Here is a 22136-nt window from a genome sequence, read left to right on the forward strand (position 1 = left end):
TACCCGTGACCCAAAAATGGGTCAATCATGTCGTGTGAACCATTAGCGGTACAAAAGAGGGAGGCAGCATGGCTACCTCCCCCTCGCGTGGTTAGGGCGTGCAGCTCAGAGCCCCACGACGCCGCCGTCGTTCTTGGTGATCACCACCACCGCCGAGCGCGGGCGCAGCGTTGCCGCCACGGTGCCGCCTGCCTGGCTGTCGGGCCAGTGGCTGGTCGGCGCGGCGGGCGTGCCGTTCTCGCCGGGATGCTGGATGCCGACGAACAGCGTGCGCCCGTCCGGCGTCGAGTCCACGCCGGTGATCTCGCACTCGATCGGGCCGACGAGGAAGCGGCGCAGGTTCGCGCCCGGCGTTGCGCCGATGCGGGTCGCCTGGGTGGCGGTGGCCCCGTTCGATCCGGTGTTGGTGATCGTCCGCGCGCCGCCATCGCCCACCGTGCCCGGCTGGGCAGCAAGCATCATGCAGTTGGTAACGTCGGTATAGGCGCCGTCGTCGGTCTGCAGCCACATCAGCGGTTTCACCTGGCCGCCGGCATGGGTGGTGCGGGCAAAGGCCATGCCGTCGGGGCTGGAGAAGTCGTTGCTGTCGTCCAGCGACGAGAGGTTGATGTTGGTCTTGTCGAGGTCCGCGCCGGCACCGAAGGCATAGATGTCCCAGGTGAAGCTGGTCGCCTCGGTATCGGCTTCCTTCATGCGGATGATGTGGCCGTTGGGATTGCCGTACTGCGCGGTCTGCGCGGTGCCGTAGGGGTCGTTATAGTGGCGCGGATTGGCCGCGTCGGTGCCGGTGAGCGGACGGCCGGCGGCGTTGTTGTTGGTGAGCGTGACGTAGATCTCGCCGGTCACCGGATTGACCGCAGTCCATTCCGGACGGTCCATCGGCGTCGCGCCGAGCTTGTCGGCGGCGAGGCGGGCGTTGACCAGCACGTCCGCCTGGTCCGTGAACGGATAGGCGGTGTTGGTGCCGTCGAGGCCGTTCTGGCCATAGACGAGCGGCAGCCAGCTGCCGGTGCCGTCGGCGTTGAACTTGGCGACGTAGAGCGTGCCGGCGTCGAGATACTTGTCGCCCATCGCCAGGCGATCGGTGGCGTTGGCATCGGCCGCGACCCAGGCCGTCGCCGAGACGAACTTGTAGATATATTCGCGGCGCGAATCGTCGCCCATGTACCAGGCCGGCTTCTTGCCGACGACGAACGCGCCGGGCCAGCAGCCTTCATGGCCGAGACGGCCGAGCGCGGTGCGCTTGCGCGGCGTCGAGGTCGGCGCATAGGGATCGATTTCGAGGATCCAGCCGAACTGGTTCGGCTCGTTGCGGAAGTCGTCGGTCGCCGTGCCGGTGCCGGCCCGCGCGTCCCAGCGGCGGAACAGCGTGTTGGTGGCGTCGGACGGGGTGACCGTCGACCAGCCATAATTGCCGGTGCTGCTGGTGACGCCGTAGCGGCTGAGCGCGGTCAGTTCCCTGGCCGAGCGGTTGGCATTGTCGCCGCTGCGGCGGAAATAGCCGGCCCAGTTCTCTTCGCAGGTGATCGCTGTGCCCCAGGGCGTGGTGCCGTTGGCGCAGTTGTTGATCGTGCCGCGGCCCGCCACGCCGGTCGGTGAATAGACGGTCTTGAGCAGGTCCGAGCCCTTGGCCGGGCCGTTGAACGCCATCGGCGTCGCCGGGGTGATGCGGCGGTTGTAGGTGGAATCCTGCTTCACGCTCCAGGCGCGGTTGGCACCTTCGCCGGCTTCGGTGACCGACACGCCGTGGCAGTCGATTTCCTTCTGCGCCTCGCCTTCGGGGCGCACGCCGCCGGTGGTGGTGGCGCCGTTCACGTGCAGATATTGCTGGTTGATGTTCTCGTGGTTCTGCACGAGCAGGCCACGCGTCGAGCTGGTCGCGTCGCGGGCGGTGCCGGCCGCGTTGAGGCCGTACCAGTAGAGCGCGTCGCCATGGTCGCCGATCCGCTGGGCAAAGTTCGTGTCGGTGCCGTCATTCTTGTAGGCGGCCACGTTCGCCGCGATCGGATCGCCGGTGCGGTTGATCACGCTGACGGTATAGCCGGTCGGCACGGTGACGATGTCGAGCTTGTTCTTGGCGACGGCGGTGAAGCCCAGCGCCGGCGGGCTGACGGTGACGGTGGTCGTCGCCGACGAGGTCTTGCCCGCGGTGTCGGTCGCGGCGAACTGGAAGGTGAACACCGTGTCGGCGGTCACGACCGGCGCCAGGAACGTCGCGGTGCGCGTCGCCGCCCCGGTGAGCGTCACGGTCGGGCCGCCGGTCTGCGTCCAGGCGACCGCGTTGACGCCCTTGTCGTCGCTGGCGCTGGCGACCAGCGTGACGGTGCGGCCGGAATTGGTGAAGCCTGCCGCGCCTGCGTTGACCACCGGCGCGGTGTCGCCGTTGCCGGCCTCGACCTTGTTGTCGCACGCTGCCAGCAGCGATCCGCCCATCGTGGCGGCGACGATCGCGCTCGAGCCGCGCAGCAGCGAACGGCGCGAATAGCGCTGGTCGGCGAGTTCGTTGAGCGTGACGGCGGTGCTGTGGTTGGTATCCACGTCGCCATCGGTATAGCCGAACGGCGTTTCGATCAGGTCGGTCATCGGGTTCCCCTCTTGCAGCCAGACGGCTAAGGCCCGGCGTCCTTCTCCCTTGCGAGCAACACATGAATTGCTGATGCAGTAAGGGTTACGCTTTGGTGTCGCATTGGTGTCGAGTATGTGACACTTGCCAACCGCTCGCGTCGGGCTAAGCGGAGCGGCATGACGCCAGCCGCTCCCGATCGCGATCCGCTGCCGCCGGCCGCGCCGAGCCTGGCAGGACGAGTCGGCGGGCAGCTTCGCAAGTTGGTAGTACGGGGGGGCGCGGATCGCGGGGATGTGCCCGCTTCCACTTGGCCGGCGGTACTCCTGGCGCTGGGGATCGCAGCGGGCCCTGTGAGTACCTTGGTGGGAGCCACGATGCTGGCAAAACGAGCGGAGGACGAGGCCGCGCAACTGCACGCCCGCACGGCACCGCTGCTGGCCGCGCAGCACGCGCGCAGCGACGCGCGGCGCATCCTTTCCGCGGCGCTTGCCCGGCCGGGGCCCGCGCAGTTGCTCGATCAGCTGGCGGCAGCACTGCCCGCGGATAGCAGCGTCACCCGCGCCGAGCGGCTCGCCGATGGCGCGCTCGAGATCGAGGTGACGACCAGCGATCCCGATGCGCTGCGGGCGGCGCTGCGTCGCTCGCCGCCGCTCGCCGGATTGCGCGACGTGCGCCAGCAGGAAGGCGAGGGGCGCACGCTGGTGCTGTTGCGGCAGGGCGGCGCATGAGCCGCCGTCCGATCCTGTGGGGCGGGCTTGCCGGGCTCGTCCTGGCGCTGCTGCTCGCCCCCTGGACCGGGGCGGCGCTCGGACGTCTGGGTGCAGCACGCGCGGCGCGTGAGCGCGAGGCTGCGGTGCTGGCCGCTCCTGCCAGCGCAGCAGCAATGCTCACGCCGGGTAAGGCCTTTGCCGGACCGCAGGTCAGCGCTATCCAGGCGCGGATCGAGCGTCTCGCGCGCGGTGGCGGCGTGCTCGTCGAGGACCTCCAGCCCGCCAAGGTGCCCGAACCGCTGGTCGCCGTTCGCCTTCGCCTTTCCGGACCTGAAAAGGCGGTGGTCGCGCTTGCCGACACCATCGAGCGCGAGCGGCCGCTGCTACGCTTCCGCAGCTGGCGGATGGTGCCTGCCGAAGGGGGGGGCGTACGGCTCAGCGGCGAACTGGTGGGGGCCATGCGATGATCCGGCGGGCCCAATGGGTGGTAATGGGACTCGCTGTCATGACGGCGGTGGGGATGCCGCTGTGGCTGCTCCGACCTGCCGCCACCATGCATGCGGGCCAAGCGCGTTCGTTGCCGCCACTCGCAGCCGGTGATCCGGCGCCGCTCACCCATGTCTTCGATCGGCCGCTCTTCGCCGCTGCCGTCGCCGAAGAAGCGGCCCTTCCTGCCGACGCACCCCAGCTCACCGGCATTGTCGGGCGGCTCGGCAGCGATGCGGTGGCACTGGTCCGCGCCGCTGGGGGGCAGAGCCGCAGCCTGGCGATCGGCGACAGCGTCGACGGGTGGAAGCTCGAATCGCTGTCGATCGATGCTGCGCTGTTCAGCCGCGGCGGCCAGCGGGCGCGGGTGCCGCTGCCCGCTGCCGAATCCGAGCCGCCGGCTCAGTAGATCCCGTCGATCTCCACCTTCAGCCGTGCTGGCGGCGGGGCGAGCAGCAGGCTGTTGCGCTTGGCGTTCTGCGCCTCGTCGGCACGCAGCCGGGCATAGCGATCCTTCGCCGCCGCGCTGGCATCGGCGCCGTCGCGCAGGATGGTGGGCTTGAGGAAGATGAACAGCGTGCGCTTGGAATGCTGTTCCTTGCGGCCCTTGAACAGCTCGCCGATCAGCGGAATGTTGCCGAGCACCGGCACCTGCTGGCGCACATCCTGGTAATCGTCGCTGGTCAGGCCGCCGAGCACGATGGTTGAGCCGTTGTCGGCGAGCACCGTGGTGTTGATCGCGCGCTTGTTGGTGATCAGGTCGGTCGCGCGCGACACGGTGGTGCTGGCGATCGACGAGGCTTCCTGGTTCACCTGCAGGCGGATCGTGTCGCCGGCGTTGATCCGCGGCAGTACGCGCAGGGTGATGCCCACGTCCTTGCGCTCGATCGTGTTGTAGGGCGTCGCCGCGCTGGAATTGGTGAGGATCGAGCCGGTGACGAACGGCACGTTCTGGCCGGCGATGAACTCGCCGGCGACATTGTCGAGCACGGTGATCTGCGGGGTGGAGAGCAGGTTGGCGCGGGTGGAGGTGCCCAGCGCCTGGAGCAGCACCGAGAAATCGTCGCCGATCTTGAAATTGCCGGTGAAGCCACTGGCCCCGGTGCCGAGAAGCGATCCCGCCGGCACGCCCAGCGCGGTGAGCACCGCGCCAAGCGAGGCGCCGCCCGCGTCGAACGAGGTTCCGGCGCCGGTGACGCGGTTGAGGACCGCGCCGCTGGTGCCGATCTGCACGGCCAGCTGTTCGGCATCGTCGCCGGTGATCTCGGCGATCGCCGCCTCGATCAGCACCTGCGGGCGGCGCACGTCGAGGTCGCGGACCAGCGGCTCGATCGAGGCGATCGCGCTCGGCGCGCCGCGCACGACGATGGCGTTGAGCTCGGGCGCCGGCTGCACGGTGAGGTCGGGCGTCGAGAAGCCCTTGGGCGTCTGCGGCGTGGTCGACTGCATCATCGGCGTGGTGGTGCCGGTCGCGGCCTGCACGCCGGTGCCGCTGGGCAGCGACGAACCCGGCGTGCCGCTCGACATGCCGGTGGTGCCGTTCGACAGCGCGCCTTGCGCCGCAAGCCGGGAGAAGGGGTTGGCGTTGCCGGTCGAGAGGCTGTTCGCCACCGGATTGTCGGTGCTTTCGCCAAGGCCGAGCACGCCGCGCAGCACGTCGGTCACCGTCTCGGCATCGGCGTAGTTCAGCCGGAACATGCGGGTGATCGGGGTGGAGCCGCCCGGCAGGTCGAGCGAGGCGACGATGCGGCGGCCCTCGGCGACCGAGGCGGGCGTGCCGCGCAGGATGACGGTGTTGCTGCGTTCGTCCGCCGCGACCCGGGTGCCCGCACCGGCGTCGCCGCCCAGCACGTTCTGCACCGCCTGCGCCACGGCCGGCGCGCTGCCGTTCTTGAGCGCGATCGCCGCGAAGGTCGCGCCGCCGCCGCCATCGAGCTGGCGGATGATCGATTCGATCCGGCGGACATTGTCGGCATAGTCGGTGATGACGACGGCGTTGGGGGCGGTGAGCGGCTCGACGCTGCCGAAGCTCGCCACCAGCGGCCGGGCGATGCGCGCGGCGTCGGCAGAGGGCACGTTGGAGAGGCGGACCATCCGCGTCATCAGTTCCTGCCCGGCGGCGCCGCGCGCCGGCAGGCCGCCGTCGCGCACCGCATTGGCGGCGGGGACGATCCGCCAGGCACGGCCCGAGCGGACCGCCGCATAGCCGTTGGCGCGCAGGACCGACTGGAACAGGTCCCACACGCCGCTGGGCGTGAGCGGGCTCGACGAGGTGACGGTGACCACGCCCTTCACCGCCGGATCGAGGATCAGCGTGCGCCCGGTGATCCGCGAGATCTGATCGGCGACGTCGGCGATTTCCACGCCGCGCATGTTGATCACCACGTCGGCGGCGTCCTGCGGCGCGGCCGCAGTCTGCGCGGCGACCAGCACCGGGTTCAGCAGCGTCGGCGCGAGCGCGAGGCAGGCGAGGGCGGGGCGAATCTTCAAGGGTGCTCTCTCTTCTAGCGCAGCGGCACGGTGAGCGCGATCCGCCGACCGTCCCGCAATATCTGAACCTGGGCCGATCCGCTCGCCTGCGCGGCGGCGAAGGCGGCATTGGCGGCCTGGGTATCGGTCATGGGCGTGCCGTTGACCGAGGTGATCACATCGCCGGCCTGCATCCCCGGCGGGCCGTTGCTGCCGATGCGAAAGCCGTCGGGCGTCTGCGTCGCACCCAGCTTCTGCAGCACGGCGGCGCTGTTGCCCGGCAACTGGGCCGGCGGCTGCACGCTCGGCGTCGCGCCCGGTGACGGCGCCTGTCCGCCGGGAGGGGGGGCTGCGGCGGCCGCCTGGCGCTGCTCGGGCGAGAGGCTGGGATCGGGAAAAGCGAGGAATTCGCGCCGACCGCCATTGTCGAACAGCACGCGGTCGCGCTGGATCGCGGCGATGGTGGCGCCGTTGACCTGCTGGCCGACGCGGAAGGCCGTCGCGGGCGCGCCGCTCACCGCGATGAACGCGGTCGAAAGCTCGGCGGGGATCGCCGCGACGATGCCCTTCAGCTCCAGCGGCAGCGTCGTCGGCTGCGGGGCATCGGCCACCAGCGGCTTGCCGAAGGGGGCGAGCGCGATGACCGACGCCATGTCCGGGGCGGCCGCCGGACCGCTGTGGCCCGAGGGTACGGTGATCGCGCCGGTACCGGCATGCCCCGCGATCCGCCAGGTGAGCCCGGCAAGCGCGACGGCGACCGAGACGACCATCGCGCCGGTCAGCAGGTCGAGCGCGGTGCGCGTCTGGCGCGGGGTGAGGGCGAAGCGGGTCATCCCTTGCGTCCGTCCACGAAGCCGTCGAGCGATGCAAGCGGCGTCTTCTCGGAAGCGGGGAACACGTTGATGCGCACGCGCACGATCTCGGGGTCGTCGGTGCTGCGCCGGTCGACCGCGACGCGCCAGCGTTCGCCGAGCATGTCCACCTGCGGTTCGCCGGCGATGCCCGCTTCCAGTTCGGCCAGACGGTTCTCGGCGACCCACATCGCGGCGGCGCGGCGCTCGACGCCTCGTGTCGAATCGATGTGTGTCTGCACCGTGCGCATCAGCCCCACCGTGGCGATGGCCAGCACCGCCAGCGCCACCAGCGCCTCGATCAGCGAGAAGCCGCGCTCGTCGGTCATGGCGTGGCCGGCGCGGGAAGCGCGGTGGCGGTCATCCCGTCATAGCGCACCAGCCAGCGCCGGCTGCCATTGTCCACCGTCGCCGCGATCGGCTTGCCCGAGCCATCGACGCCCAGCACGAGCGGCGGGCGGACGTCGAGCGTCAGGGTGATGCCGGCCGGCAGCGTGTGCGGCGCGAAGGCATCGTCGGTCCGCGGGGCCAGCTTGCCGTTGGCGCCGATCGTGGCGAAGCCATAGCCGTGCGGCTCGGCGGTGAAGGCGATCAGCTTGTCGCCCAGCATCGCGTCGTCGGCGGCGGCCTGCAGTCGCGACGCGAGGCGGCGCGCTTCGCTCTCCACGCTCGGCTTGCGGGTGGCCGCGCCAATGCCCAGCGTCACTGCACCGGCCGCGACGCCGATGATCGCGAGGACGACCAGCATCTCGATCAGCGTCATGCCGGTCTGGCCATCATGGCTGTCATCCCGGCGGAAGCCGGGATCCATTCGCCTCGCCGGCGGGGCAGGAGCGACCACGGCCATGGCAATGGATCCCGGCTTCCGCCGGGATGACGAAATACAGGAGAGGCGGGTGATTCCTCCCCCGGCTGGCATCAGCCCTTGCCTTCGAGATCGGCGTCGACGCCTTCGCCGCCGGGCTTGCCGTCCTTGCCGAACGAGCGAATGGTGAAGCCACCGCCCGAAGACTTGTACTCGTACGGCTTGCCCCAGGCGTCGAGCGGCGGCGCGGAAAGATAGCCGCCCTGCGCCCAGTTTGCCGGAACCGGCGGGACGGTGGGCTTTTCCACCAGCGCCTTCAGGCCCTGCTCGGTAGTGGGGTAATCGCCATTGTCGAGGCGGTACATCTTCAGCGCGCCTTCGATGCTGGAGATGTTGCCCTTGGTGGTGGTCACCCGCGCCTCGTCGGGGCGGTTGATCACATTGGCGGTGATGAGGCCCGCGACCACGGCGATGATCACGAGGACGATGAGCATCTCGATCAGCGTCAGCCCGGCTTCATGCTCGCCGATCTGGCGGACCTTGCGCGGGGCGCGCTGCGATGCGATGTCACAAAATGGTTTCAAACTTATGCGCATCCCTGCCTCATGCGTCCACCCCATGAAGCTTCTATGACACGCGGCGTCCGAACGCCGGACCTGCCGCCGCCGCACGCCGGGGGTGTGTGGACGCTGGCGGGCGACCGGCTGATCATAGTCTCCGCCGAGGGACCCGCAACCATCCTCGTGCCGACCGAGCGCGTGCGGCTGCTTGCCGTCGACCTGCCGTTGCCGAATCGCGCCCGCCGGCTGGCCGCGCTGCCGTTCGCGATCGAGGACCAGGTGGCGGAGCCGGTCGAACTGCTCCATCTCGCGCTCGGCGGCCGCACCGACCCTGCCGACGCGCCGAACCGCTATCTGGTGGGCGTGGTCCGGGCCGAGACCATGGCCGAATGGGCGGCACTCGCCGAGGAACAGGGGCTTGCTGCCGCGCCGATGGTGCCCGACGTCCTGCTGCTGCCGCGCCCGGCGGAAGGCTGGACGGTCGAGGTGCGGCAAGGCCGTGCGCTGGTGCTCGCCGCCGACGGCACCGGCTTCGCCATGCCGGCCGCCCTGCTCGGCGCCGCGTGGGAGGCAGCGGGGCGGCCGCGAATCCATCATCTCGGCGAGCCGCTGGGCGGTGACCTGCAGGTGCAGGCGACGACACCCGATCTGCGCGATGCCGAGGCGCGTGCCGAGATCGCGACGGCGGCGCTCGATCTTCGTCAGGGCGCGTTCGCCGCGCGGCAGGCGCGGGTGGCTAATGGCTGGCGGCGCCTTGGCTGGATTCTCGGCATCGGCGCGGCCGCGCATATCCTGATCGCAGGCGGGGATGCGCTGATGCTGCGGGTGATCGCCGATCGACGTGCCGCAGAAACGCGGGCGCTGGTCTCGACCGCCGCACCGGGCACCGATCTGAGCGGCGACCTCAAGGCGAAGGTCACCGATTTGCTGCCGACCGGGGCCGCCCGCGCGCCCGATCGCTTCGTGCCGCTGCTGGCGCGGGTGTCGACGGCGCTGACCCCGCTCGCCGGCAGCATCGCGGTGCGGGCGGTGCGCTACGAGGGGAGCGTGCTCACGCTCGACTGTGATCCCGGCGCACCCGATCTTGCCGCGCGGATCGCCGAGGCGCTGCGCACCGGCCGCATCCAGGGGCAGGCAACGGCCTCGCCAGACGGCTCGATCCGCATTACGGCGAGCGCGGCATGAGCGATTTTCTCCGCACCCAGCTGCCGACGCTCGACGCCGGCCTCTCGCGCGCCGGCACTTGGTGGCACGCGCGCAGCGCGCGTGAGCGGGGGATGCTCGCGGCGATGGCGGTGCTGCTCGGCGCGGTGGCGCTCGTCTACGGCGTGGTGAAGCCGATCCAGGGCGCCCGGGCGGCGGCGCTGGCCGATATCCGTACCTACGAGACGCTCAATGCGCGCATCCGCGCGGCGGGTACGCTCAGTGCGGTTCGGCCGCAGCGGCGCACCGGCGCGCCCGAGGTGATCGCGACTCAGTCGGCCGGCGGCTTCGGCGTGGCGCTGACCACCACGCCGATCCCCGACGGAGTTCGGGCAAGCGTGGCGGATGCGAGCTATGATTCGCTGGTCCAGTGGCTGGCCGATGTGACGACGACCAGTGACTTGCGGGTCCGCCGCGTCACCTTGCAGCGACTTGGGTCTCCGGGCCATGTCTCGGCCACCGTGGAACTCGGCCAATGATCCTCGACGTGCCGACCTTGCCCTACAGCTTCGCCCGCCGCCACGGCGTGCTGCTGCGCGAGACCCCGCAGGGGATCGAGTGCGTCCACCGCGCCGATGCGCCGCTCGACGGGCTTCTCGAAGTCCAGCGGTTGGCCCCCGGCGCGCGCTTCGTGCGGCTGGAAGGCGCGGCCTTCGATACCGCGCTGGGCGAGGCCTATGGCGGGGCAGGGGGCGCCGCCGCCGATATCGACCTGGGCGACATGGACCTGGCGGCGCTGGCCGACAGCGCGGCCAGCGTCGACGACCTGCTCGATACGCGCGACGACGCGCCGGTGATCCGCCTGATCAACGCGCTGCTGCTGGAAGCGGTGAAGGAAGGCGCGTCCGACGTGCATGTCGAGACGCAGGAGAAGCGGCTCGTCGTCCGCTTCCGCATCGACGGCGTGCTGCGCGACATGATCGAGCCGCCGCGTGCGCTGGCGCCGCTGCTGGTGAGCCGCATCAAGGTGATGGCGAAGCTCGACATCGCCGAGCGGCGCGTGCCGCAGGACGGCCGCGTGACGCTGCGCATCGGCGGGCATGATGTCGACGCGCGCGTCTCGACCATCCCGACCCAGCATGGCGAGCGGGTCGTGCTGCGCCTGCTCGAGAAGGGCTCGCTCAAGCTGGATCTGTCGGGCCTCGGCATGAGTGACCGCGACCAGGCGGTGTTCGGGCGGCTGCTCGAACGGCCGCACGGCATCCTGCTCGTCACCGGCCCGACCGGCTCGGGCAAGACAACCACGCTCTACACCGCGCTCACTCGCCTCAACGACCGCAAGCGCAACGTGATGACGGTCGAGGACCCGATCGAGTACGAGTTGCCGGGCGTCGCGCAGACCCAGGTCAACCCGCGCACCGACATGACCTTCGCCCGCGGCCTGCGTGCGATCCTGCGCCAGGACCCCGACGTGATCATGGTCGGCGAGATCCGCGACCAGGAAACCGCGCAGGTGGCGGTGCGCTCCGCGATGACCGGGCATTTCGTGCTGTCGACGCTGCACACCAACAGCGCGGTGGGATCGGTCACCCGGCTGATCGACATGGGCGTCGAGCGCTATCTGCTCGCGCCGATGGTTGTCGGGCTCTGCGCGCAGCGGCTGGTGCGGCGGCTGTGCCCGAGCTGCCGGCGCGAGGACGTGGCGAGCGAAGCGGATTCGCTGCTGCTCGGTGGCGTGTTGCCGGTGGGGGCGCCGGTGTGGCGCGCGGTCGGCTGCGACCAGTGCCATGACGAAGGCTATCGCGGCCGGGCAGGGCTGTACGAGGTCGTCGCGGTCGACGACACGTTCCAGAAGCTGATCCATGACGGCGCCAGCGAGGCGGAGATCGAACGGCATGCGCGGGCGGACAATCCCAGCCTGCTCGACGACGGCGTGGCCAAGCTTCAGGCCGGGGTAACCACGGTGGAAGAAGTCGCCCGCGTCGTGAGGGACGAGGCGTGAGTGCTTCCACCCGCGTTCCCCTTCCGCTTGCGGGAGGGGTTAGGGGAGGGGCTGAAACCCCACAGCGCTTCTTCCACGTCGATCCCTCCCCCAACCCCTCCCGCAAGCGGGAGGGGAGCGCAAACTGCGACGCACTGCAGGGGAGGATCTGATGCCCGCCTTCGCCTATCGCGCGGCCGACCGCACCGGTGCCGCCAGGCGCGGCGTGATCGAGGCCTCCAGCCCGGCCGCCGCCCGCGCGCTGCTCCGCGAGCAGGCGCTGCTGCCGCTCTCGGTCGAACCCGCGGCCGAGCGCGGCCGCTCGATCGGATCGATCACCCTCCCGCGTTTCGGCCGCAGCGGAGTGAGCGCCCGCGCGCTCGCCACCGTCACTCGGCAGATTTCCACACTGGTCGGCTCGGATATCGCGATCGAGGAGGCGCTACGCCTTGTCGCCAGCCAGTCCGAGCAGCCGGCGGTGAGTTCGCTGCTGCTCGACGTGCGCGGCGCGATCCTCGACGGGCGCAGCTTCGCCGCCGCGCTGGCGCAGCACCCCAAGGCGTTCCCCGAATTCTACCGTGCCTCGGTGGCGGCGGGCGAAGCCTCGGGCCGGCTGACCGACGTGCTCAACCACCTCGCCGAGTTCGTCGAAAATCGGCAGGCCAACGGCCAGAAGCTGCAGCTCGCGCTGCTCTATCCGGCGCTGCTCGCGCTCGTGTCGTTCGGCATGATGGTGTTGCTGATGGTCTATGTCGTGCCGGACATCGTCAAGGTGTTCGTCTCGCGCGGTGCTGACCTGCCGTTGCTCACCCGCGCGCTCATCGCGATCAGTGCCTTCTTGCAGGGCTTTGGGCTATATCTGCTGATCGCGATCGGGCTCGGCATCGCCGGGTTCGGGCGCTGGTTGCGGGTGCCGGCCAACCGGTTGCGCGTCCACCGCTTCTTCGCCGAGCGTCGCCCGTTCCGACGGTTCAGCCGCCAGATGAACGCCGCACGCTTCGCGGGCAGCCTCGCCACGCTGGTGGGGAGCGCCGTGCCGCTCGTCGAGGCGCTGCATGCAGCCGCCGCAGTGACGCCCAACCATTTCGTCCGCGAGAAGGCGTTGGGCGTGGCGATGCGGGTGCGAGAAGGGATCAGCTTGCGCGCAGCGATGCAGGAGGCGGATGTTTTCCCCTCGATGCTGGTCGCGATCGTCGCCTCGGGCGAGAGCTCGGGCAAGCTCGCCCCCGCGCTGGGTCGCGCCTCGGGCGAACTGGAGCGCGAACTGGATGCGCTGGTCTCGACACTGGTCGCGCTGGTCGAGCCCCTGGTGCTGCTGGTGATGGGCGGTCTGGTCCTGCTGATGGTGCTCGCGATCCTGCTACCGATCATCAACCTGAACAACCTGGTGGGGGTGTAAGCCAAAGGCCCTCTCCCGCCTGCGGGAGAGGGTTGGGTGAGGGTGCTAGGGGGAAGCGACGCGAGATGCCTGCAATTCGTCCGACGAACCCGCATGCGAGGACACTCCGCCGTGAAGCCACCGATGCGGAACGCGCGCTATGGGCGCGGGTGCGGAACCGGCAGGTGGACGGGCACAAGATCCGCTTCCAGGCGACGCTGGGCCCGTATGTGGTCGACTTCCTCTGCGCGGCGAAGGGGCTGGTGATCGAGCTCGACGGCAGCCAGCATGGTGAGGAGGCGGATCGTAGCCGGACGGCGTGGCTGGAAGGGCAGGGGTATCGGGTGATGCGGTTCTCGAACGTCGATGTGCTCCAGAATCTCGAGGGCGTGCTGGAGGCGATCCGGCTGCAACTGGCGTCACTGCCCGACGTGCACGACTCACCCTCACCCAACCCTCTCCCGCAGGCGGGAGAGGGCTTTTAAGAAGAGGGCTTTTAGCTCACATCTTCCCCTGAATTCTCGCGCCGCCGGGCAGGCCGACGAACGGCAGTGCCGCCGCGCCGTCCTTGCTCATGCCGAGGTCCAGCGTCCCGTCCTCGCCCAATACCGCGTCCAGCAACACCTGCCGCCGCTGCGTCGCCGGGGTCAGCCGGATCGTCGTGCGCGGGCCGACATGCTCTGCCGTCAGCAGCAGCGCCGGTACCGCCGTCGGGCCGCCGCCCGCCTTGGGGCGGCAACTACCGGGATCGGTCGTCACCTTGCCGTCCATCATCTGGCTGCCCCCGCGCACCGCGATCCGCGCCATCTCCACCTGCATCACCAGCTGGCAGGTGAAGGGCAGGTCGGGCTGGATCGCCTGGAGCAAACTGGCATCCGCCGCGCCGCTGACATGGTCGAGCACCGTCCGCCCGCCGAGGTGCACCAGCGCGCGGCCGCCCAGATCGGTATCCGGACCGGTCGCCTTCCAGTCCGCCGCCAGCCCCAGGCTGGTCAGCGAACGCAGCGGCGCCAGCTGCCATTCGAGCTTGCTGCCCCCGGCGACGCCGACTTCGCCGTTCCAGATCGTCCCCGCCACGCCGCTGCGCCAGGGCACGTTGCGGACGAGCAGGCTCGCCGGTGCGGTGGCCAGCATCGCCAGTGCATAGGCCCCTATGCCCAGCCCGGCGAAGACGATAAGACGCCGCCGTGCCTCATTCGTTGAATCCGGAGTTTGCAATGGACCGTCGGTCCCTGCTGCGGCTGCTGCCCTCGGGCCTCGTCCTATCCGCGGCATCGCTTTCCTCCAACGCATGGGCGGGCGAGAAGAAGGACAAGCGCCCCATCGCCCTGTTGCTCCCGCTCAACGGACCGCGAGCGGACCTGGGCCGTAGCATGCAGCAAGCGGCCTTGCTCGCGGAAAACGCCGAATATGTACTGGCGTTCGATACCGGCGGCACCGCCGAGGGCGCGGCGCGCGCCGCCGGCGAGGCACTGCGCCGCCACCCCGCGCTGATCCTGGGCCCGCTCACCGCCACCGAAGTGCCGGCGGTCGGCAGCACGGTCGCCAATCGCGTGCCGGTGATTTCGTTCAGCAACGATACGGTGCTGCGCCAGCCGGGCGTTTGGATCTTCGGGATCACCGCTGCGCAGGTGACGAGCGCGGTACTGCGCTATGCGCGGACGCGGGGCGTGCGATCGGTGGTGATGATCGACGACGGCTCGCCCTGGTGCGCGGCGTCCAGCCTCGCGGCGGGGCGGATGGAGAGCGAGATCGGCCTGAGCCTGCGCGTGCTGCAGGTGAAGCCCGGCCAGCCGCTGCCGCAGGCGGGCGACGCACCGGACGCCGTTCTGCTGCCCGGCAGCGGCGAGGGCGTGCTCGCGGCGGCGCGGGCGCTGAAGGGCAGCGGGGTGCAACTGCTCGGCACGCTGCAGGGGCTCGACAACCGGCCGGAATCGCTGGAGGCACTCGACGGCGCCTGGCTCGCCTGTCCCGATCCGGCCGCCTTCGCCTCGTTCGCACAGGCCTTTGCCGCGAAGAATGGCGGCGACCCGGGGACGATCACCGCGCTCGCCTATGACGCGGCGGGCGTCGCCAACAAGCTGCGCGAGGCCAATGCGCTCAACATGAACGGGCTGGTCGACGCCAAGGGGTTTCACGGCGTCACCGGGCCGGTGCGGTTCCGCACCGACGGGTCGGTCGCGCGCGACTTCGCGATCGTCGTCGCCTCGCGCGACGGCTATGCCAGCGTCGCGGTGAGTTCGGGGTCGTGATCGAGCGCCGCGAAGCCGGCGAGACCGGCTTCACGCTGATCGAGCTGATGATCTCGCTGGGGCTGTTCGCGCTGATCGCGGTGGCGGGGCTGGCGCTGGTCGACGGGATCCTGCGCGTCAACGGGCGCACCGAGGCGCGGCTCGATCGGCTGGCGGCGCTCCAGCGGACGATGTTCGTGCTGACCAGCGACCTCGACCAGATTTCGAACGGCCCGATCGAGGGGCGGGCGGACCGCCTGTCCTTCGCGCGGACGGCGCCCGGCATCGGCGGGACGGCGATGCCGGTGCGCTATGCCGTCGCCGCCGGCGTGCTGGTTCGCGCGGCACCTGCGCCGCAATTGCTGCTGCCGGGCGTGCTCGCTGCCCGGTGGCGCTTCTGGGACGGCGGCTGGCGCGATCGCTGGCCGGTCGACGACAGCGCCGAGGCCAAGGCGCGCTGGCCGCGGGCGATCGCGCTCGACGTGCAGGCGGCGGGCCCCGGCGGCGCGCCGGTGACGCTGCGGCGCGTCGTGACGCTGCCGACCCGCGCACAACAGGAGCAGCAGCCGCAATGACACGCCAGCGCGAGCCCGGCGCGGCGGAGCAGGGCATGATCCTGGTCAACGTGCTGATGTTCGTCGCGATCGCCAGCGGGCTGGTACTGCTGATGATCGATCGCGAGGAATTGGCGCTCGATCGCGGCCTCCGGATGCGCGAGGCGGCGCGGGCGCAGGCGATCGTGCGCGGCGGCGAGCTGTCGGCGGTGGTGGCGCTGCGGCGCGACGGCGAGGTCGCCGGCGACGTCGATCACGCCCGCGAGCCCTGGGCCAAGCTCGCGACCACCGCCGCGCCGATCGAGGGCGGCACCTTCGACCTCGCGATCGGCGATGCCGAGGGGCGCTTCAACATCAATTCGGTGCGCAACGGCGAAGCGGGCGCGGTGGTGCTGCTCCAGCAGATCGCCAACGATATCGACATGCCGCCCGAGCAGGTGATCGCGGCGATCCAGTATGTCCGGCTGCAAGGGCCCGTGACAGATCTGCGCCCGTTGCGCCTGGCGGGGCTCGAACCAAAGGTCGCCGATCGGCTGGAAAAGGTGGTGACCGCGCTGCCGGGCATCACTGCCATCAACCTCAATGCCGCCGAGCCCGAACTGCTGCGTATCCTGTTCCAGGATCCGCTGGTGGCAAGCCGGCTGGTGCAGGTCCGCGCGCGGCAGGGCTTCCTGACCCTCAAGGATCTCGACGACCAGCATGTCACGCTGCCCTGGGGATGCTCGTTCAAGTCGAGCAGCTTCTGGGTGCGTACGCGCGCCACCATCGGCGGCACCACGCAGCAGGAGGCGACTCTGATCCAGCGGCGCCGCACGCGGGACGGCAAGCTGGAGACCGTGCCGGTCGAGCGCTGGCGCAACGCTGCCGTGCCGCCGGGGGTGCCGGCATTCGGCACGCTTTGACGTGGTCTTGCCAGCGGCACGCGGCCGTGCTCGCGCAATAGAGTGTTGAGGCGCGGCGGAAACTCTGGTGTGATCGGGTGCCAGGACAAGGCGGAGCGGCACGTTGGACTTTCTACCGTTTTTTGGCCGCCGCGACGTTCGCCGCTGGCGCGACCTGCATGTGGCGATGGCCCGTGCGGTGTTGCAGCAGGCTGCGGCCGATCTGGTCGAGGCGTTCGATGCCGACCTTTCCCAGGCCGATTGGCAGGACGGGCTGATCGAGCAGACCCGCTTCGTCGCCACCCGCATCGCCCCGGTCGTCCGCCAGGTGGCCGAACCGCTGGCGCGCCGCGTGATAGAGGAGGCGGATCGCGCGCTGCAGCCGATCGCCTATCACCATCTGCAATGGCAGCCGCTGCCGATCGATGCGAGCCTGATGCGCGACATGATGGAGGAACTGGGCGACTGGGCCGCCGCGGGCGGCACTGCGCTCACCGGGCTGGTGCGCGGTGCGGCGACGACCCTGCCGATCGCCGGCGGGCTGGGCAAGGTCGCCGCCTCGGGGGACTGGATGCGGCTGCGGGCCGAGGCGCGGCTGCGTGCGAAGGTGCAGGCCTATATCCAGGCGACGGTGGTGCAGGGGCCGAACGGTCGTCCGGCGCTGCTCGAACATGTCATCGGCCTATTGCGGGACGCGGCCCGGCACGCCCGGCCGCTATGACATTCAGGCGCTGATAGCGGTTACCGTCGCCTCCAGAACGCGCACCGCATCGGCCGGCGAAAGCCGCAGCTGCAAGCCGCGTTGTCCTGCGTTGATAAACACATAGGGCTCGCTGACAGCGGTTTCCTCGATCACCGCGGGGAGCGTGCGCATCTGCCCGAACGGGCTGATGCCGCCGACCTTGTAGCCGGAGAGGCGCTCGGCATCCACCGGCTTCATCATCTCCGCCGATTTGCCCCCGAGCGCCGCCGCCAGCTTCTTCATCGCCACCTGCCGGTCCGAGGGCAGGATGGCGAGCACCGGCTTGCCGTCGACCTTGGCCATCAGTGTCTTGAGAACGCGCGCGGGCGGTTCGCCCAGCGCTTCGGCCGCTTGCAGCCCGATCGCGTCGGCATCGGGGTCATAGGCATAGGCGTGCACCGTGAACGCGATCTTGGCCGCTTCGAGCATCCGCGTGGCGCGGGTAGCCTTCGACATGGTTGCACTTCCCCTTCCAGGGCATGCCCCGTGGCATGCGTCGCACCTCCGTGCAAGCCCGCATGCCCGGGGAAGTACCTGTTAACCCTGCTGTTCTAGCATCCGCGAGATCTCCCTTGGGGGGAGGCGGAGTCCCGATATGTCCTTGCTCGGAATGGCGCTGTTCGCTCTGGTTGCGGGAAGTTCGCCCGTCGCAACGCCGCGGGTCGCGATCATCGACAGCGGGGTGGCGGAAACCCCCGAACTGCGCGGAAAGCTGATCGCCGAATATGACCTTGCCGGCAACGGGCGAGCGCCGTTCCGGCCGCGCTACGACCATGGCACGATGGTGGCGACGATCCTTACCCGGGCGGCGGCGGGGCAGGTCGCGATCGTGTCCCTGCGGATCGACGACCCGGCGGGTTGCCGGCCCGGCGCCAATCCGCCCTGCCAGCCCAGCGCGACGCCGATCGTCGCGGCGATCCGGAAGGCGATCGACCTGCGCGTCGATGCGATCAACATCTCGCTGGCACTGGCCGATGATCCCGCGATCACCAGCGCCGTGCACGACGCCGCCACGGCCGGTATCTTGGTGGTGCTCGCCGCCGGCAACAACGGCCTGCCACACCCCGGCAACCTGTCGATGGCGCGGCGGGGCTATCCGAATGCGGTGCTGGTCGGCGCGCTCGATCCGGCGGGCAAGCCCTGGGCCGGCACCAACCGACCGGACGCGGACCGGCGGGATTACGTCTATGTCTGGCAGCGCGGGGTCGACGTGCCGACCAGCCTCGCCGACGGGCGCGCGGCGACCGGCACCGGGACGTCCTTCGCGGCCCCGATCGAGACCGCACGGCGCATTGCCCATCGCCGGCACACGGCCTGAAATTTTCGGAAACATCCCTGGCATTGCGGAACTTTGAGGAATGGGTATGGTTCCAGCCCAGGAGAGGCTGCAGCGTAAACATACGACATGCCTGTCCTCGTTTCGGCTTTGCCGGAACGGGAACATGAGACAATGGAAAAACAAGTATGTGGATGAGTTTGCTTGTCGCGATGCTGGCAGCAGCACCGCAAGCCGGAGAGGGTGTCGAAGGTCGCTGGAAGACCCAAACGCGCAACGCGATCGTCGAGATCCAGCGCTGCGGGCCATCGATCTGTGGCCGGATCCTGACCTCGGATGCGCTGCGCACCAACCCCGATCTGCGCGATGCCAATAATTCGAATGCGCAGCTCCGCACCCGACCGCTGAAGGGGCTGCAGATCCTGAACGGCTTTACCCCGTCGGGCACCAACTGGAGTGGCGGCAAGATCTACAACGCCGAGGATGGCAAGACCTACAGCGCCGACATCACGCTGGCGGGCCCCGATCAGCTGAAGCTGCGCGGCTGCGTGTTCAAGCCGTTCTGCCGTACCCAGACCTGGACCCGGGTTCGCTGACGCGGCGCTTCGGCGCCGTTTCGCGACACCCCAGTAGCGTGAGAAACATCATGAAAAAGCTTAACCTCCTCCTCCTCGCCGGCAGCACGCTGGCGACCGGTACCGGCTTTGCGGGCGTTGCCCATGGCCAGGCCTTCTATCTCCAGGAACAGTCGGCGCGTGGCGCCGGGCGCGCCTTTTCGGGCGAGGTCGCCGATACCGGCGCGGCCTCGCTGTGGTGGAACCCCGCCGCGATCGCCGATGCCGAGCGCATCGAGGTCAACCTCAACGCGGCGGCGATCCTGCCGCGCGGCGAGGTGGTCGATACCGGCACGCTGATCCGCCGCCCCGGCGGCCAGCCGTTCGCGCCGATCGGCGGCGACAGGACCAGCCGCAATCCGATCAACAACGGCGTGCTGCCGTCGGGTGCGGTCGCCGTGCCGCTCGGCCACCGGGTGGCGCTCGGCCTGGCGGTGACCTCGCCCTACAGCTTCACGACCGATTATGCGTCGAGCAGCTGGGCCCGCTACAGCGCCGACAAGACCCGGCTGCGCACCGTCGATATCCAGCCCTCGATCGCGGTATCGGTGACCGACTGGCTGCGCGTCGGTGCCGCGGCCAATGTCGAATATACCGATGCCAGCCTCAGCAATGCGCTGCCCAACCTGGTCGCCAGCCTGCCCGATGGCCGGCAGGAACTGAAGGGCGATGGCTGGGATGTGGGCTGGAGCGCCGGCTTCCAGATGCACAGCGACCGGGTGACCGCGGGCTTCAGCTACAAGTCTGCCATCCGCCACAAGCTGAAGGGTGACCTGACGGTGAGCGGGCTAGTCGGGCCGCTCCAGACCGGCAACCTCGCCCTGTCGAACGTGCAGGCGGACTTCTACACGCCCGCCCAGCAGATCGCGGGCGTGCGCTGGCGCGCCACCAACAAGCTGACGCTCAACGGCCAGGTGGTGCATTATAACTGGGACAAGTTCGATGCGATCCGCCTCGGTGCGCCGGTCAATACGGCGATCCCCGAAAACTATCGCGAGAGCTGGAGCTATGCCGGCGGCGTCGACTATATGGTCACGCCCGCGCTGACCCTGCGCGCCGGCGTGCAGCGCGCCACCACGCCGACGCAGAACGGGCAGCGCGACGCCCGTGTGCCCGATTCCAACCGCTGGAATTTCGGTGCCGGCGGCTCCTATGCGGTCACGCGCAACATCGTGCTCGACGCGGCAGCCAATTATGTCGACTTCGCCAATGCCCCGATCGACCGCGCGACGATCGCGGCGGGATCGACTATCCTGACGCAGGGGCAGTTGCGCAACGCCCGGGCATTCGTGTTCTCGCTGGGTGGTCGCGTGCATTTCTGAGGCGACTTGAACGGAACGATTGCGACGCCGTCGGCCCCACGGGTCGGCGGCGTTTCGCTTTCTCAGCCTTTATCCGAAGGGGAGGGCTTAAGGGCAAACGCGGGACTATCGCGCGAGACCGCGAGCACCTATCCGGAACGACCGGTATCTACACCAAGTCTTAAGGATGTTCCCGTGACCGACCTCGAGTCCCCCGATCGCCTGAGCGAGGCCCGCACCGCACTGGCGCAGGCGATGGCGCTGCACGAGCAAGGGGATCTGGCGGCGGCGGAGGTGCGCTACCGCGCGACCCTCGCATATGGCTATCGACCGGTGGAGGTACTGCCGCTGCTGGCGGGCCTGCTCGGGCGGCTGTCGCGGCCCGAAGATGCGCTGGCGGCCTGGGACGAGTTGCTGGCGATCGAACCCGATCATGTTGTCGCGCTGCACGAGAAGGGGCTGACGCTGCACTGGCTCGGCCGCAGCGATCAGGCCATCGCGCCGCTGGAGCGGGCCTGCGCGCTCGATCCCGGCAATCCCACGGCGCTGGGCAACCTGGCCGTCGTGCTCGCCGATGTCGGGCGCACTCTGGAGGCGTTGACGCTGTTCCGGCGCGCGCTGGCGCTGCAGCCGGACAATCTGCACCTGCGGCACCAGGCCCGGCGGCTCGGCGCGGCATCGGTGCCCTTCTGGCATATCCCCATGATGAACGACACGCCGCGCAACGACGCGTTCGAGGCGGCGATCCGGGCGGCGATCGCGGTTGCCGGGCCTGAAGCGGGCGTGCTCGATATCGGCGCCGGCAGCGGGCTGCTCTCGCTGATGGCGGCGCGGGCGGGCGCGCGCAAGGTCGTCGCCTGCGAGATGGAGCCGATGATCGCGGAAATGGCCGCGCAAATCGTCGCGCGAAACGGCTATGCCGATCGTATCACCGTGCACGCCATGCCGTCGACCGAGCTCGCGGTGGGCAAGGAACTCGACGCGCCGGCCAAGATCCTGGTCTCCGAGATCCTGTCGAGCGACCTGTTGACCGAGAAGGTGCTCGACACGTTCGAGGACGCGCACCGCCGCCTGCTCGCGCCCGATGCCATCGTCATCCCGCGCGCCGCCAGCGCGATCGGATGCCTGGTCGCGAGCGAGACGCTGGCGGACTATGCGTTCGTCGGCGAGGTTTCCGGTTTCGATCTTTCACCGTTCAGCGATTTCGCGCCGCAGCGCCTGCCGATCCACGGGACGATGACGGGGTGGCAGCGTCTGTCCGACGATGTGGAACTGGTGCGGCTGAACCTGACCGAGAAGAAGCACGACGCGACGCTCGCCCGGCTGCGCATTCCGGTTACCGCCAGCGGTCGTGCGATCGGCATCGTGCAATGGATGCACATCGATCTCGCCGAGGGGATCGTCTTCGACAACCATCCAGACGGCTATCAGGATGGCGGCTGGCTGCAGGTGCTGCACAGCTTCCCGGCACCGATCGACGTGCAGGCGGGCGACACGCTCGACATTGCCGTGGGCCATGATCGCATCACCCTGATCCTGTGGCCGTTGTCGGCGACGCGCGACTAGGTGTCTGGTTCGAGCGCCCGAG

At 69.8% G+C, this 22136-nt stretch carries 24 protein-coding genes; 16 read left to right on the forward strand and 8 right to left on the reverse strand.

Translation table 11 applies throughout. The features are described from left to right. Positions 1-105: 105 nt before the first annotated feature. Positions 106-2583: a PhoX family protein gene (locus tag SAZ01S_RS03665; RefSeq protein WP_084580175.1), complete on the reverse strand. Its 2478-nt coding sequence runs from the start codon at positions 2581-2583 to the stop codon at positions 106-108. Between the two features lie 357 nt (positions 2584-2940). Here SAZ01S_RS03665 and SAZ01S_RS24365 point away from each other — a divergent pair, with 357 nt between their 5' ends. Genes SAZ01S_RS24365 through SAZ01S_RS03680 form a run of 3 tightly spaced genes read left to right on the forward strand, consistent with a single transcriptional unit; the run spans position 2941 to position 4171 of the window. After that, complete coding sequence (locus tag SAZ01S_RS24365) at positions 2941-3294, forward strand: hypothetical protein (protein WP_245824570.1); 354 nt, start codon at positions 2941-2943, stop codon at positions 3292-3294. Continuing rightward, complete coding sequence (locus tag SAZ01S_RS03675; protein WP_084580178.1) at positions 3291-3743, forward strand: hypothetical protein; 453 nt, start codon at positions 3291-3293, stop codon at positions 3741-3743. The genes SAZ01S_RS24365 and SAZ01S_RS03675 overlap by 4 nt, the downstream gene beginning before the upstream one ends. 23 nt (positions 3744-3766) lie before the next feature. Continuing rightward, on the forward strand, positions 3767-4171 hold the full coding sequence (locus tag SAZ01S_RS03680) for a hypothetical protein (RefSeq protein ID WP_245824572.1): 405 nt from the start codon (positions 3767-3769) through the stop codon (positions 4169-4171). Here SAZ01S_RS03680 and gspD read toward each other — a convergent pair. The 5 genes from gspD to gspG form a co-directional block, all read right to left on the reverse strand. Then, entirely contained in the window at positions 4165-6252 is a 2088-nt protein-coding gene (gene gspD / locus SAZ01S_RS03685) for a type II secretion system secretin GspD (RefSeq protein WP_084580182.1), read from the reverse strand. The genes SAZ01S_RS03680 and gspD overlap by 7 nt on opposite strands. A gap of 14 nt (positions 6253-6266) precedes the next feature. Further along, on the reverse strand, positions 6267-7064 hold the full coding sequence (locus SAZ01S_RS03690) for a type II secretion system protein N (protein WP_084580184.1): 798 nt from the start codon (positions 7062-7064) through the stop codon (positions 6267-6269). Continuing rightward, a complete protein-coding gene (gene gspI / locus SAZ01S_RS03695) occupies positions 7061-7411 on the reverse strand; it encodes a type II secretion system minor pseudopilin GspI (RefSeq protein ID WP_084580185.1) in 351 nt (116 codons plus the stop codon). Before gspI ends, SAZ01S_RS03690 begins: the two co-directional genes overlap by 4 nt. Further along, entirely contained in the window at positions 7408-7929 is a 522-nt protein-coding gene (locus SAZ01S_RS03700) for a prepilin-type N-terminal cleavage/methylation domain-containing protein (RefSeq protein WP_245824574.1), read from the reverse strand. Before SAZ01S_RS03700 ends, gspI begins: the two co-directional genes overlap by 4 nt. Positions 7930-8000: 71 nt before the next feature. Next, entirely contained in the window at positions 8001-8471 is a 471-nt protein-coding gene (gspG, locus tag SAZ01S_RS03705) for a type II secretion system major pseudopilin GspG (protein ID WP_245824576.1), read from the reverse strand. Between the two features lie 45 nt (positions 8472-8516). Between gspG and gspL the strand changes: the two genes are divergently transcribed. The 5 genes from gspL (at position 8517) to SAZ01S_RS03730 (ending at position 13434) form a co-directional block, all read left to right on the forward strand. Continuing rightward, positions 8517-9632, forward strand: coding sequence for a type II secretion system protein GspL (gene gspL, locus SAZ01S_RS03710; RefSeq protein WP_084580189.1), 1116 nt, complete (start codon positions 8517-8519; stop codon positions 9630-9632). After that, the gene (locus SAZ01S_RS03715) at positions 9629-10129 is read left to right on the forward strand and encodes a type II secretion system protein M (protein ID WP_084580191.1); all 501 of its coding nucleotides are present in this window, start codon (positions 9629-9631) and stop codon (positions 10127-10129) included. Before gspL ends, SAZ01S_RS03715 begins: the two co-directional genes overlap by 4 nt. Continuing rightward, complete coding sequence (locus SAZ01S_RS03720) at positions 10126-11592, forward strand: GspE/PulE family protein (protein ID WP_084580193.1); 1467 nt, start codon at positions 10126-10128, stop codon at positions 11590-11592. Before SAZ01S_RS03715 ends, SAZ01S_RS03720 begins: the two co-directional genes overlap by 4 nt. A gap of 151 nt (positions 11593-11743) precedes the next feature. After that, on the forward strand, positions 11744-12970 hold the full coding sequence (locus tag SAZ01S_RS03725; protein ID WP_084580195.1) for a type II secretion system F family protein: 1227 nt from the start codon (positions 11744-11746) through the stop codon (positions 12968-12970). 65 nt (positions 12971-13035) lie between these two features. Beyond that, positions 13036-13434: an endonuclease domain-containing protein gene (locus SAZ01S_RS03730; RefSeq protein WP_084580197.1), complete on the forward strand. Its 399-nt coding sequence runs from the start codon at positions 13036-13038 to the stop codon at positions 13432-13434. Positions 13435-13450: 16 nt separating this feature from the next. Here SAZ01S_RS03730 and gspN read toward each other — a convergent pair whose 3' ends face one another. Then, the gene (gene gspN, locus SAZ01S_RS03735) at positions 13451-14083 is read right to left on the reverse strand and encodes a type II secretion system protein N (RefSeq protein WP_084580199.1); all 633 of its coding nucleotides are present in this window, start codon (positions 14081-14083) and stop codon (positions 13451-13453) included. Positions 14084-14166: 83 nt separating this feature from the next. Between gspN and SAZ01S_RS03740 the strand changes: the two genes are divergently transcribed. From SAZ01S_RS03740 to SAZ01S_RS03755, 4 genes are all read left to right on the forward strand, one after another. Next, positions 14167-15201, forward strand: a complete 1035-nt coding sequence (locus SAZ01S_RS03740; protein ID WP_084580201.1) for an ABC transporter substrate-binding protein — start codon at positions 14167-14169, stop codon at positions 15199-15201. After that, positions 15198-15755: a type II secretion system protein GspJ gene (locus SAZ01S_RS03745; RefSeq protein WP_084580203.1), complete on the forward strand. Its 558-nt coding sequence runs from the start codon at positions 15198-15200 to the stop codon at positions 15753-15755. Before SAZ01S_RS03740 ends, SAZ01S_RS03745 begins: the two co-directional genes overlap by 4 nt. Next, a complete protein-coding gene (locus tag SAZ01S_RS03750; protein WP_084580205.1) occupies positions 15752-16636 on the forward strand; it encodes a type II secretion system minor pseudopilin in 885 nt (294 codons plus the stop codon). The genes SAZ01S_RS03745 and SAZ01S_RS03750 overlap by 4 nt, the downstream gene beginning before the upstream one ends. Before the next feature lie 103 nt (positions 16637-16739). Then, positions 16740-17336: a hypothetical protein gene (locus SAZ01S_RS03755; protein ID WP_084580207.1), complete on the forward strand. Its 597-nt coding sequence runs from the start codon at positions 16740-16742 to the stop codon at positions 17334-17336. A 3-nt stretch (positions 17337-17339) separates the two neighbouring features. On the opposite strand, the gene ybaK is transcribed toward SAZ01S_RS03755, so the two are convergent. Then, positions 17340-17813, reverse strand: coding sequence for a Cys-tRNA(Pro) deacylase (gene ybaK / locus SAZ01S_RS03760; RefSeq protein ID WP_084580208.1), 474 nt, complete (start codon positions 17811-17813; stop codon positions 17340-17342). Positions 17814-17952: 139 nt separating this feature from the next. Between ybaK and SAZ01S_RS03765 the strand changes: the two genes are divergently transcribed. The 4 genes from SAZ01S_RS03765 (at position 17953) to SAZ01S_RS03780 (ending at position 22114) form a co-directional block, all read left to right on the forward strand. Next, entirely contained in the window at positions 17953-18675 is a 723-nt protein-coding gene (locus tag SAZ01S_RS03765) for a S8 family peptidase (protein ID WP_084580210.1), read from the forward strand. 146 nt (positions 18676-18821) lie between these two features. Beyond that, positions 18822-19229, forward strand: a complete 408-nt coding sequence (locus SAZ01S_RS03770) for a DUF2147 domain-containing protein (protein WP_439951212.1) — start codon at positions 18822-18824, stop codon at positions 19227-19229. Between the two features lie 50 nt (positions 19230-19279). Continuing rightward, the gene (locus SAZ01S_RS03775) at positions 19280-20569 is read left to right on the forward strand and encodes an OmpP1/FadL family transporter (protein ID WP_084580212.1); all 1290 of its coding nucleotides are present in this window, start codon (positions 19280-19282) and stop codon (positions 20567-20569) included. 174 nt (positions 20570-20743) lie between these two features. After that, positions 20744-22114, forward strand: a complete 1371-nt coding sequence (locus tag SAZ01S_RS03780; RefSeq protein WP_084580214.1) for a protein arginine N-methyltransferase — start codon at positions 20744-20746, stop codon at positions 22112-22114. The last annotated feature ends 22 nt before the right edge of the window (positions 22115-22136 follow it).

Origin of the sequence: Sphingomonas azotifigens NBRC 15497, assembly GCF_002091475.1 — a bacterium.
GTDB lineage: Bacteria > Pseudomonadota > Alphaproteobacteria > Sphingomonadales > Sphingomonadaceae > Sphingomonas > Sphingomonas azotifigens.